Genomic DNA, 11,806 nt, shown 5'->3' with positions numbered 1-11,806 from the left:
TCACGTTGAGTGCCGCCGCACCCGTTGCGGCGGCCAACTTCGCTTCGACCCCTGCGGGCAATTTGTGAACCTCTTCTTCAGGGGCTGGATGACTGATGGCTGAGCCACAACCGAAACTCGTCTGCCGCAGCGTCTGGAAAGTCTTTGGCGCTGGCGCGAAAGAATTCCTTGAATCTACCGGACCGGATGCCGGGTTGAGAGAACTTTCTGAGCGGGGGCTCGTCGGTGCGGTGCGAGACGTCAATCTCGAAGTCCGCACCGGCGAAATTTTTGTCATCATGGGATTGTCGGGATCGGGCAAATCCACGCTCGTGCGATGCCTGTCGCGCCTCGTCGAACCGACAGCAGGAGAAATACGCTTCAAAGGCGAGAACCTTCTCGAAGCCGATGCGCAGCGAATGATCGAAATTCGACGCCATCAGATGGGCATGGTGTTTCAAAATTTCGCCCTTCTTCCCCACCTCACCGTGCTCGCCAATGTCGCCTTCCCACTCGAAGTCCAGAGCATGGCCAAGGCGGAACGCGAGGAACGCGCACGACAGATGATCAATCTGGTCGGCTTGGCGGACAAGGAGAATTTCTTCCCGCGCGAGCTTTCCGGCGGTCAGCAGCAGCGTGTCGGCATCGCCCGCTCTTTAGCCGTCGAGCCGGAACTCTGGTTCCTCGACGAACCTTTCTCCGCTCTCGATCCATTGATCAGGCGCGAAATGCAGGATGAATTCATGCGCCTGCAATCCGTCTTGAAAAAGACCATCGTCTTTATCACCCATGATTTCGACGAAGCCATCAGGCTCGCTGATCGCATCGCCATCATGAAGGATGGAGCAATCGTCCAGGTCGGATCACCCGAAGACATCGTTTTGGATCCAGCCACCGACTATGTCGCCGAATTTACCCGCAACGTAGCAAAAGCCAAGGTTGTCAGGGTTGCCTCGGTCATGAAGGCGTCCGACAAAACCTCCTCGGCCAACCCCTCCCCAAAGTTGAACGGAACAAGCGTATCCGCGCGGCTGACTGTTGCCGAAGCTGCGCCAATGTTCGATGAGACCACACAACATTTGCGGGTCGTCGATCCAGATGGAACGACCATTGGCGTTCTCGACCGGGCAGATGTCGTGGCCCTGATGATGCGAGGCTGAAATGTCAGCCCCGGCGCAACCGCTCGAAACGCAAGCCGCACCACCCGGTGAGATGACGCACAGGCGTGGCAGCGGCAGTGTAGGCCTCTGGGTCGCAGCCATCCTTATCTTCATCATATTCTGGAAATTCGGGGGCGACGCCAAATGGGGTTTCGTCTATCCGACGGCTTGGCAAATCCCGGCGCAACGGTGGATTGGCGGCATCATGAAATGGCTGGTCGACAGCGCCAGCTTCGGGCTCTTCACCTTCACCGATCTCACCCGTTTCATCGCCACCCTCATCAATATCCCCTATGAGTTTGCGCTCAGCGTGTTATCCACCGGATGGCTGTCCGGGCAAGGGTCCGGTGCGGTAGAAATCCTGCCGCCATTTTCATGGATCGCAGTCATCGCCATTGTTGCGCTGATGGGCTTTTATGCCGGTGGCCGCAAGCTCGCAATCATCGTGGCAACCTGCTTTGGCTTTCTGGCCATATTCGGCCAGTGGGACAGCGCCATGATCACCTTGGCTTCCATTCTGGTTGCAGCACCTCTTGGCGTCATCGGTGGCTTGCTGCTCGGCATTCTCGCCCATCGCTGGCCGCATTTCGAGCGCGTGCTGACCCCGTTGCTGGACCTGATGCAAACCATCCCGGTCTTTGCCTACCTTGTGCCAATCCTGTTCCTGTTCGGCTTTGGGCCGACTGCGGCCGTTGTCGCCACACTGATCTACGCCATGCCGCCAATGACGCGCATAACCGTTCTGGCCTTGCGCTCTGTTCCTTCGGAAATCCTCGATCTGGGCAAGATGATCGGCTGTTCGCGCCGCCAGATGACATGGCGTGTTCTGATCCCCTCGGCCAAGGATAGCCTGATGGTCGGTGTCAATCAGGTCATCATGCTGTCCCTCAACATGGTCATCATCGCCTCGATGATCGGTGCCGGTGGTCTGGGCTTCGACGTATTGGCAGCTTTGCGCCGTCTCGACATCGGTGCCGGTCTTGAAGCCGGGCTGGCCATCGTCGCTCTCGCCATAGCACTTGACCGGCTGTCACAAGCCTATGCAATCAAGGCCGGTGCGTCCGATGCGGTGCGCCTTACAGGTAGCATCATGCAGCGATACCCTTATCTGATTGCTGCCCTCGCTGTTGTCATCGTTACAGCGGCCGTCGGCCTGATGGTTCCGGCTGTTCAGCGGTATCCTGAAAGCCTTCAAATTTCGACTGGTGGTATTTTCTCCGAGGCTGTTCGCTGGATCAACGTCAACTTCTTCGACACCATCGAAGCCTTGAAGAACATGGTTTTGCTCAACATACTCATTCCGTTCAAACGTCTGTTGGGTGCCTTTCCATGGTTCGGCGTAACGGCCTTTCTCGCCTTTGCCGGCTGGCGGCTTGGAGGCGCGCGACTGGGCGCACTAGTGGGTGCACTGGCCTTTCTGATTGCCGCGACCGGCCAGTGGGAAAAGGCTATGATTACGGTCTATCTCTGCGGTATCTCGGTCGTCATTGCTTCGCTGATCGGCATCCCGATCGGTATCATTGCGGCGGAACGGGATCGCACATGGCGCTGGGTTCAGGTGGTCATCGACACCCTCCAGACGCTGCCATCTTTTGTCTATCTGATGCCCGCCGTCATGTTGTTCCGTGTTGGCGATTTCACCGCGCTCATCGCCATAGTCGCCTATGCCATTGCCCCGGCAATTCGCTACACTGTGCTTGGTTTGCAGAAAGTCGATCCGCGTCTCATCGAGGCCGGGCAGGCGATGGGCTGTACGCGCTGGCAACTTCTCACCAAGATCAAACTCAAGCTGGCGCTGCCGGAAATAATGCTGGGCCTGAACCAGACCATCATGTTCGCCCTTTCCATGCTGGTCATCACCGCATTGGTTGGAACGCGTGATCTCGGACAAGAGGTATATATCGCGCTGACCAAGGCCGACACGGGGCGCGGTCTGGTTGCCGGGCTTGCCGTCGCTTTCATTGCCATCATCGCTGACCGGCTGATCTCCGCCGGAGCGGCACGCGCGAAAATCAGGTTGGGGCTGGCATGACAAATCGCCGGCATTCCCGAAACGAGGATCGCATCAGCACCTTGCCATGCTGGAACGGCGTGATCGAAATCGCGCCGCTGGAAGGCGGAATGAGCAACGAGAACTTTCTCGTTACCGATGCCAACGGCAAACATGTCGTGAGGTTCGGGCGCGACTATCCCTTCCACCACGTTTCGCGCGAGCGCGAATTGATGACAGCGCGCGCCGCCCATGCCGCAGGCGTCGGCCCGGCTGTGGAATATGCCGAAGACGGCGTCACCATATGCGCTCATATCGCGGCCAAGACCTATGACGGCGATGATGTCCGCGCCAATATCGAGCGTATCGCGCCACTGATACGAACATTTCACCGCGAAATGCCCAATCACATCTCTGGTGCGGGTTTCATGTTCTGGGTGTTTCACGTCATTCGTGACTATGCGCGCACGCTGGAGGCCAAGGGCAGTCGCATGACGCCGCATCTGCCGCGCTATCTCAGCCTTGCACAAGAACTGGAACAGGCTCAGTCGCCCCTGCCCATCGTCTTCGGGCACAATGATCTTCTACCCGCCAACTTCATGGACGACGGTCAGCGGCTTTGGCTGATCGACTTTGAATATGCCGGCTTCAACACCGCCATGTTTGACCTTGCAGGCACCGCATCGAATGCGGGCATGAATGACGCCGAATCGGAGCAATTGCTAAGCCTTTATTTCGGGCACAGGCCAAGTGCCGAAACGCGCCAGAGTTATGGTGCCATGCAGTGCGCCTCGCTGCTGCGCGAAGCAATGTGGAGCATGATCTCGGAGCTTCACCTCGACGCACCCGGTGCCGATTACGTCGCCTACACATCCGAAAATCTGTCGCGGTTTGAAGCGGCGCTGGAAAGCTACAGAACAACATACGGGAAGCCACCATCATGACCTTGCCCACCCATGCCGAAATCATCGTCATCGGCGGCGGCATCATCGGCTGCTCGACCGCCTATCACCTCGCCCGCGACCATAAGGCCGATGTGTTGCTTCTGGAACAGGGCCGCATCACCTCCGGTTCGACATGGCATGCCGCCGGTCTGGTCGGGCAGTTGCGCTCATCTGCCTCGATCACCCGCGTCCTCAAATATTCGGTTGATCTCTACAAGGGGCTTGAGGCTGAGACCGGGCTTGCAACAGGCTGGAAAATGACCGGCTGCCTGCGGCTTGCCACCAACGCTGACCGTTGGATCGAGTACAAACGCCTGGCAACGACGGCGAAAAGCTTTGGCATGGATATGCACCTGCTTTCGCCAGAAGATGTCAAACAGATGTGGCCGTTGATGGAAACGAGCGATCTCGTCGGTGCCAGTTGGCTACCCAGCGATGGACAAGCCAGCCCGTCAGACATCACCCAGTCTCTGGCAAAGGGCGCGCGTATGCATGGCGCGAAACTGCATGAAGGCGTGCGCGTTACCGGATTCGACATCGAGGAAGGGCGCATCACCGCGGTAAAAACCGACAAGGGCGACATCGCCTGCGAGAAAGTGGTGAATTGTGCGGGGCAATGGGCCAGACAGCTTGGCGTCATGGCAGGCATCAACGTGCCTTTGCAGCCGGTCAAGCATCAATACATCATCACCGAAAAGATCGACGGCCTCGCAACCGACGCACCGACTGTGCGCGACCCCGACCGGCGCACCTACTTCAAGGAAGAGGTCGGCGGCCTGGTAATGGGCGGCTACGAGCCAAACCCGCAGGCCTGGGAGACGGGCCTGACGGGAGGCGACGTGCCCAATGATTGGGAGTTCCGTCTTTTCGACGATGACTACGACCATTTCGAGCAGCACATGATTCAGGCTGTCGAACGGGTCCCGGCGTTGGAAACTGCCGGCGTCAAGCAGATGATCAATGGCCCGGAAAGTTTCACGCCCGACGGCAATTTCATCCTCGGTTCGGCACCCGAATGCGCCAACATGTTCGTCGGCGCCGGCTTCAACGCATTCGGCATTGCATCCGGCGGCGGCGCAGGCTGGGTGCTTGCCCAATGGGTCGTCGATGGCGAAGCGCCGCTCGATCTCTGGGTCGTCGATATCCGCCGCTTTTCTGAAATGCACCGTGATCGCAAATGGGTCAGCGACCGCACGCTGGAAGCCTATGGTAAGCACTACACCATCGGCTTTCCCCATGAAGAATATGAAAGCGGCAGACCGCGCATTGTTTCACCGCTCTATCACCGGCTGAAAAAGCACAATGCCGTGTTCGGCTCCAAGCTCGGTTGGGAACGTCCAAACTGGTTTGCCCCCTCCGGCGCGAAAGCCCAGGACGTTTACTCGATGGGAAGGCAGAACTGGTTCGCGCCCGTTGGCGAAGAACATCGCCACGTGCGTGAAGCCGTTGGCATCTTCGACCAATCGTCCTTCTCCAAATATGAGATGACGGGTGAAGACGCATTGCGGGCGCTGGACTGGATATGCGCCAACGACATCAACAAACCGGTCGGCCGATTGACCTATACGCAATTGCTGAACACGCGCGGCGGCATCGAAGCGGATCTGACTGTCGCGCGGCTGGCCCATGACCGGTTCTACATCGTTACCGGCACCGGGTTTCGCACCCACGACCAGTCATGGATCCGCGACCACATCCCCGATGGGCTCGATGTTGCGCTTGAAGACGTCACCGAAGATTTCGGCACATTGTCGCTGATGGGGCCGAAAGCCCGCAACGTACTGGCGTCCGTGACCGATACGGACGTCTCCCACGAGGCGTTCCCATTCGGGCATCTGCGCGAAATCACGATTGCCGGTCATACGTTACGTGCTCTGCGCGTGACCTATGTCGGTGAACTCGGATGGGAGTTGCATATTCCCATTGACGCCATCGGCGAGGTTTTCGATGCACTGATGGCAAGCGGCAAAGCCGATGACATCCGCCCTATCGGCTACAGGGCGCTGGAATCGTTGCGTTTGGAAAAGGGCTACCGTGCATGGGGTTCAGACATTACGCCCAATGACACGCCCCAGGAAGCTGGCCTCGGCTGGGCCGTCAAGATGAGAAAGAACACAGATTTTCTTGGGCGGCGCGCGCTGGAAAAGCTCAATGGCGCAGCGATGAGCAAACGCTTTGCCGGTTTCACGGTTGATGATCTGGACATCGTTCTGGTCGGGCGCGAGACGATCCTGCGCAACGGACAGGCCGTGGGTTACCTGACCAGCGGCGGTTATGGCTACACCATCGGCAAGAATATCGGCTACGGATATGTGCGTGACACTGACGGCGTCTCCGACGAATTCCTTGTCAGCGGCGAATATGAACTCGTCGTGGCGATGGAAAAAACACCGGCCCGCATCCATCTCGAACCCCTCTATGACCCAACCGGCAAGAAGGTGAAATCATGACCTTTCAAGCCGACCGCCACGTCCATATTCTCATCATAGGCGGCGGCGCGATTGGAACGTCCGTTGCCTACCATCTTGGCCGGGATGGTGCCAAGGATGTGCTTCTGGTCGAGAAATCGCAACTCACGCACGGCTGCACCTGGCATGCGGCAGGTCTTGTCGGCCAATTGCGCGGAAAGAAGAACCTCACCCGGCTGATGCAGAATTCGGTCGCGGTCTTTGATCGGCTGGAAGCCGAAACCGGGCAGGCAATCTCCTGGAAAAAGTCGGGTCACTGCGGCTCGCGGGCAGCCATGAACGCTGGAGCGAAATCCGCCGCTCCATGGGACAGGCCAGAAGTTTCGGCGTCGAATGTTATTCATTGTCACCGGAAGAAGCAGCACAACGCTTTCCCTTCATCGTCAAGGATGGCATCGAGGGTGCGGCCTTCATTCCCGGCGACGGCTATATCGATCCCTATTCATTGACGATGGCATACGCCAAGGGTGCGCGCCAGAACGGTGTGCGTATCGAAGAAGGCATAACCGTCGAAGATATTGTCGTGAAGAACCGTCGCGCCATCGGCGTTGTCACCAATACGGGAACGATCGGTTGCGACATTCTCGTCAATTGCGCCGGTTTATGGGCCAAGCGCGTTGGTGAAATGGCAAGCGTGCCGCTGGCTACCGGTGTCGTTGAACACCAGTATTTCCTGACCGAGAAAAAGCTGACGTTCGATCAGGATTTGACCACGCTGCGCGATCCCGACCACAATTTCTACCTGAAGCCCGACACCGGCAGCTTTGCCATCGGCGGTTGGGAAGATGGCACCAAGGGGTGCTGGCGAGGAAAGCCACCATTCGATTTTGGCCGCGAACTGTTTCCTGCGGATATGGAACGCCTCGAACTCTTTGCCTTGCCTGCATCCGAGCGCTTGCCGGTCCTCAATGAAATCGGCATCCAGACAGTCATCAATGGCCCTATCCCGGTCTCCTTCGATGGCGAACCAATCATGGGCCTTGCCCCGGAACTGGACAATTTCTACGTCGCCTGTGGCTTTACCGCTGGCATTGCAGGCTCTGGCGGTGGCGGGCTGGCGCTCTCCAACATGATCCTGCATGGCGACGCCGGAATGGATCTCTGGCCATTCGATGTGCGCCGCTTCAGTGGCGTGCAAGCGCAGGGTCGATATCTGGAACAACGCATCATCGAAGCCTATGGGGCCTATTACAAGATACATTGGCCTGCAGAGGAACCGCACGCGGGGCGCGGTCTGCGGCGCTCGCCCTTGCACGCCAAACTGCGCGAGAACGGTGCGGTATTCGGGTCCAAATTTGGTTGGGAACGGCCAAACTGGTTCTCCATTGACGGCGGCCAATCCATCGAACTGGGAAGCTTCGAAAACAAGCCGGGATGGTTCAATGCCGTAGGTGAGGAGGTCATGGCAATCCGCGAGCGTGTGGCGCTGATCGATCAGACTTCGTTCTCGAAATTCGAGATTTCCGGGCCAGATGCGCAAGGCCAATTACAACGCATTGCAGCCAATGACCTGTCTGGCGCGCCGGGCAAGGCCGTCTACACGCAATTGTGCAACGAGAAGGGCGGCATCGAAGCGGACGTCACCATTGTTCATGCCGATGAACAGCGGTTTTTGCTTGTCACCGGTTCGGGCTTTGGGGTGCATGATGCACATTGGGTCGCTCAACACCTTTCCCAAGGCGTCACCCTGCGCAACGTCACCAATCAATATGCGACGCTCAATCTGTGCGGCCCGTACGCGCGCACCGTCTTGCAGGCAGTCAGCGACGATGACATCTCGAACGCGGCATTCCCGTTTCTCACAGCCCGAAACATCGAGATCGGCGATGCGACCGCGCTGGCCGTGCGCATCGGCTACGTTGGTGAACTGGGATATGAACTCTACATACCGCAGGAATACGCGATGCACGTATATGAGACGCTGCGCGAAGCAGGCGAAACCCATGCCATAGCCGATATCGGCTACCGTGCCATCGACTCGTGCCGGATGGAAAAAGGCTATCTCTATTGGTCCGGCGACATCTCTCCGGACTACAATCCTTACGAAGCCGGACTGGGCTTCGCAGTCGCGCTCGACAAAGGCGATTTCATCGGTCGCACCGCTTTGCAACGGATCAAGGCCGAAGGCGCGCAGCGCAAGCTTTGCTCATTCACCATAGACGGCTTTGCCCCCTGCATGGCGGCGAAGCAATCCTGCACAAAGGCAAAATTGTCGGCTCGACATCATCGACCGGCTACGGATACACGCTCAGTAAGACCATCGCCTTCGGCTATTTGCCGATTGAGACAGCCGGTGAAAAGGAATTCGAAATCGAGGCGTTCGGCAAGGCCTATCCGGCCACCCGTGGGCCTCGTACACTCTATGATGCCAGAATGGAAAGGTTGAAGGCATGAGTGATGACGGTGGTGTTTCGATAGCGCGAGAACTTGTCACGACGATCCCGCTCCTGGCCGATTTTCGTGGGCCCATCATACGCCTTGGCGGCATGACCAATCTGGTTTTCCACGTCGGAGACTATTGTCTGCGCATACCGGGCAAGGGAACCGAGGAGTATATCGACCGCGCCAATGAAGCCGTCGCCGCCCGCGAAGCGGCAAAGGCCGGTGTCAGCCCGCAAGTTCTCTATTTCGACGACCAAAGCGGTGTGATGGTGTCGCAATTCCTCACCGGCGTCGAAACCATGACGCCTCAGAATTTCAAGGAACGTAACGGCAGTCCGGGGCGGGCGGGCACGGCGCTACGGCAATTGCACGACAGCGGGGCGATCTTTCCATTTCGCTTTGAACTGTTTGCCATGATCGACGATTACCTGAAAATGCTTTCGACCAAGGATGTGGCGCTGCCATCAGGCTACCATGACGTTGTGGAAGAATCCGAGCGGATCAGGGCAGCCCTGACCGCACATCCCCTGCCCCTCACCGCGTGTCACTGTGACCCGCTTTGCGAGAATTTTCTCGATGCAAATGAACGCATGTGGATCGTCGATTGGGAATATGCCGGCATGAACGATCCGCTTTGGGATCTCGGTGACCTTTCGGTCGAAGGTCATTTCGATTCCACTCAGGACGAGGAGATGATGCTGGCTTATTTCGAGCAGGAGCCAAGACCGGCGCAGCACGGGCGGGTCGTCATCTACAAGGCGATGTGCGATTTATTGTGGACGCTATGGGGATTGATCCAGCTTGCCAACAACAATCCCGCCGAGGACTTTCGTGCCTATGCCGACGAACGCTTTGCACGCTGCAAGACATTGATGGAATCAGCGAATTTCGACAACCATGTCGCCGCGATCGCCAACGGATAAGCCGCCTTGCCGCGCCGGCTGACACGGCTCAAAGCACCATCAGATCAATATCGTTGCCTGACAGGCTGATCGTTAAGTCATTCTTCACCATGAACCTGCATGGTCGGGGTCTGCGGGACATGTATCGAGTACCGCGGCGTTTAGTGCGCCCAGGCAACAGCCCGCGTCTCCCCAGGAGGCGCGGGTCTTTGCTTTCCCGACAAAGATTCTACTTTCGCCAGAAGCCCGGTGAATTTCACGCAATCGCCAGTCACACGTGCCGCTTCAACCGCGGCATTGGTCGCACTCGTCAGGTAAATCAGACAACTAGCGACAATACCGTTGTGAGCAGGAATTGCCTCACGAAGAAGAGGATCAGCAACAGGATGATCGGCGAAACGTCAATACCGCCAAGATCCGGCATGAAACGGCGGATAGGCCTGAGCGCGGGTTCGGTCATGCGGAAAAGCATGTTGCCGATAGTACCAACAAACTGGTTTCGCGGATTGACGACGTTGAAGGCGTAAAGCCAGGAAAAAACGGCTGAGCCGATTATGACCCACCAGTAAAGGTCGAGCGCAAGAACAATGGTCTGAATAAGGGCAAGCATACCGGACTCCAATTGTTGCCGACATGTAGCCATTCCAGCGAAATCGGGCAAGAGGCGCCGATCACAGTGCGGTGGCTTGCGAAAAAATCCGCTGCAATTGCTCGCTTGACAGCAGATGCTCCCGGCTCATAAATGCGCCATCCGCTGGACGGGGCTGTAGCTCAGATGGGAGAGCGCGTCGTTCGCAATGACGAGGTCAGGAGTTCGATCCTCCTCAGCTCCACCAGCGGAATTATCTGAAAACGTTGAATTTTCCTGATGCCCTGCATTCCTCAAGAATCCCAAAGATACCAGTCTGTCACACTCTGGTCTCAGTAGGCGACAGCGTCATGGCTTCGATACGTAAACATGGAGAAAAATAGCAGGTCCAGATACGCCCCTCAGAGCGCCCCGATCAGCAAGAGCTTTAATGCATGTCGCCCAAAAGTGTGCAGCGGTTTTGGGGCAACGACATGCACAAAAACAATGGCTTAAAGCACCCAGCATGAATCCCTTTAGACGCGATGTGTTTTAGAAGGCGTGACCTCGCGATCTCATGGCCAAGCAGAAACAACACCAAGGGCCTGAAGACTCACTTGTCGAACTTCTCGGCCGGGCCATCCGCCCTCGACGTGCACGGTTCCACGATGACATCCCAGAGCAATTTCCGATACGTCGTGTCGAAAGGTCGCGGCACATCAACGCCGGATTGAAAGCCCGAAGGGAATGCCCATATCAAGGATATGTTCTTGTTCAGCAATCATAGACGGTTTCTGCTCTTTGCAGGAACACTACTGAACCGCTCGTAGCCCCGAGCGGGTGCCGGGCATTCGTGTCCACATCTGCCTCGGGGCAACCCTGATTTCTTCACCACTCAAATGAGCAGAACGGTAACTCACCACCGCTGGTGAGCGGCTGTGTGCAACATCCAGATCAGATTGCCGTTGCTAGCTCTGTAACCGCTGACGCCGGTGCGGTCACATACGTGTGACGGCTTCAATGTGGTGCGCCAGCATTCCCGATCATGGAGGATGACATGTCTCATCATCTGCAAATACGAGCACCGAACAATCTACCGCCTCGGTATCGGGCAGCCGAGAACCCAGGCTTTCTGTATCGGCTAATCAATGCATGTTCTGAACGCTGGAAACGGCGTCAGGCAATCACTCAACTCGAACGGCTGGACGACAAGCTACTTGCAGATATTGGCATTCTGCGCAGCGAGATACCGCAAGTAATCGACGGGTTGAACTCTCGCTACGAGGGCAAGCGATCCTCAATCGCCGATCAACCTGCCAGAGTGAAGGATGAACCCACGTCGAGTGGCGCAGAAGTGGTGCCGGCTTACGCGTGAGCTACCGTTTTTCAACGCAGCCAGGCTGTGGCCACGTC

The 11,806-nt window shown here is 57.4% G+C and carries 8 protein-coding genes, 1 tRNA gene and 1 pseudogene; 9 read left to right on the top strand and 1 reads right to left on the bottom strand.

The window, feature by feature from the left end:
• Nucleotides 1-95: 95 nt before the first annotated feature.
• The 7 genes and pseudogenes from AC0L7S_RS10695 to AC0L7S_RS10665 all read left to right on the top strand — a co-directional run bounded on the left by AC0L7S_RS10695 (nucleotide 96) and on the right by AC0L7S_RS10665 (nucleotide 9,846).
• The gene (locus AC0L7S_RS10695) at nucleotides 96-1,139 is read left to right on the top strand and encodes a quaternary amine ABC transporter ATP-binding protein (RefSeq protein WP_473470858.1); all 1,044 of its coding nucleotides are present in this window, start codon (nucleotides 96-98) and stop codon (nucleotides 1,137-1,139) included.
• 1 nt (nucleotide 1,140) lies between these two features.
• Nucleotides 1,141-3,171: an ABC transporter permease gene (locus AC0L7S_RS10690; protein ID WP_473470856.1), complete on the top strand. Its 2,031-nt coding sequence runs from the start codon at nucleotides 1,141-1,143 to the stop codon at nucleotides 3,169-3,171.
• Nucleotides 3,168-4,073: a phosphotransferase gene (locus AC0L7S_RS10685; RefSeq protein ID WP_473470855.1), complete on the top strand. Its 906-nt coding sequence runs from the start codon at nucleotides 3,168-3,170 to the stop codon at nucleotides 4,071-4,073. The genes AC0L7S_RS10690 and AC0L7S_RS10685 overlap by 4 nt, the downstream gene beginning before the upstream one ends.
• On the top strand, nucleotides 4,070-6,523 hold the full coding sequence (locus tag AC0L7S_RS10680; protein WP_473470854.1) for a GcvT family protein: 2,454 nt from the start codon (nucleotides 4,070-4,072) through the stop codon (nucleotides 6,521-6,523). The genes AC0L7S_RS10685 and AC0L7S_RS10680 overlap by 4 nt, the downstream gene beginning before the upstream one ends.
• Nucleotides 6,520-8,561, top strand: a pseudogene (locus tag AC0L7S_RS10675) (GcvT family protein); the annotation flags it as partial. The gene AC0L7S_RS10680 and the pseudogene AC0L7S_RS10675, both read left to right, overlap by 4 nt.
• Nucleotides 8,522-8,935, top strand: coding sequence for a glycine cleavage T C-terminal barrel domain-containing protein (locus AC0L7S_RS10670; RefSeq protein ID WP_473474260.1), 414 nt, complete (start codon nucleotides 8,522-8,524; stop codon nucleotides 8,933-8,935). The pseudogene AC0L7S_RS10675 and the gene AC0L7S_RS10670, both read left to right, overlap by 40 nt.
• The gene (locus tag AC0L7S_RS10665) at nucleotides 8,932-9,846 is read left to right on the top strand and encodes a phosphotransferase (RefSeq protein WP_473470853.1); all 915 of its coding nucleotides are present in this window, start codon (nucleotides 8,932-8,934) and stop codon (nucleotides 9,844-9,846) included. Before AC0L7S_RS10670 ends, AC0L7S_RS10665 begins: the two co-directional genes overlap by 4 nt.
• 298 nt (nucleotides 9,847-10,144) lie before the next feature.
• Here AC0L7S_RS10665 and AC0L7S_RS10660 read toward each other — a convergent pair whose 3' ends face one another.
• Nucleotides 10,145-10,435, bottom strand: a complete 291-nt coding sequence (locus AC0L7S_RS10660) for a YggT family protein (RefSeq protein WP_473470851.1) — start codon at nucleotides 10,433-10,435, stop codon at nucleotides 10,145-10,147.
• A gap of 150 nt (nucleotides 10,436-10,585) precedes the next feature.
• Between AC0L7S_RS10660 and AC0L7S_RS10655 the strand changes: the two genes are divergently transcribed.
• Together AC0L7S_RS10655 and AC0L7S_RS10650 are read left to right on the top strand one after the other, a co-directional pair.
• Nucleotides 10,586-10,661: transfer RNA gene (locus AC0L7S_RS10655), tRNA-Ala, on the top strand.
• Nucleotides 10,662-11,450: 789 nt separating this feature from the next.
• The gene (locus tag AC0L7S_RS10650) at nucleotides 11,451-11,768 is read left to right on the top strand and encodes a DUF1127 domain-containing protein (protein WP_473470850.1); all 318 of its coding nucleotides are present in this window, start codon (nucleotides 11,451-11,453) and stop codon (nucleotides 11,766-11,768) included.
• Nucleotides 11,769-11,806 lie beyond the last annotated feature (38 nt).

The organism is Mesorhizobium sp. G2-6-1 (assembly GCF_055809095.1).
This window is presented reverse-complemented; position numbering and strand designations above follow the sequence as displayed.